This is a genomic window from Mesorhizobium sp. M1A.F.Ca.IN.020.06.1.1, from assembly GCF_004023265.1.
In the GTDB taxonomy this organism is placed as follows: Bacteria; Pseudomonadota; Alphaproteobacteria; order Rhizobiales; family Rhizobiaceae; genus Mesorhizobium.
In genome coordinates this window covers 1-507 of the sequence record NZ_RZSR01001754.1, presented here as the reverse complement: position 1 = coordinate 507, position 507 = coordinate 1, and the positions used below count along the sequence as shown (strand labels likewise).

At 63.9% G+C, this 507-nt stretch carries 1 protein-coding gene; it reads right to left on the bottom strand.

Annotated features, from left to right (window positions below; genetic code table 11):
* Positions 1-137: 137 nt before the first annotated feature.
* Positions 138-507: fumarylacetoacetate hydrolase family protein (locus EOA60_RS36715; protein WP_164899958.1), on the bottom strand; the 370-nt coding region annotated here is incomplete at its 5' end.

Genomic DNA, 507 nt, shown 5'->3' with positions numbered 1-507 from the left:
CGCAGCGCCGAGACGGATGAGGGGTGCTCCAGCGGAGTGCGACGCTTACTTCTGCAACGCAGAGATCGTTCCAACACCCCTCATCCGGCCGCTTCGCGGCCACCTTCTCCCACAAGGGGAGAAGGCGAGGTCTGCGCTTACTCGTCCGCCTTGAAGGTCTGCTTCTGCTGGCCCATGCCCTCGATGCCGAGCTCGACGACGTCGCCGGCCTTCAGGAACACCGGCGGCTTCATGCCCAGCCCGACGCCGGGCGGCGTTCCGGTGGAGATGATGTCGCCGGGATGCAGCGACATGAACTGGCTGAGATAGGAAACCAGATACTTCACGCCGTAGACCATCGTCTTGGTCGAGCCGTTCTGCATGGTCTTGCCGTTGACCGTCAGCCACATTTTGAGGTTCTGCGGGTCGGCGATCTCGTCCGTGGTCACCAGCCAGGGGCCGATCGGGCCAAACGTGTCGCAGGACTTGCCCTTGGTCCACTGGCCTTGGCGCTCGGCCTGGAAGGCT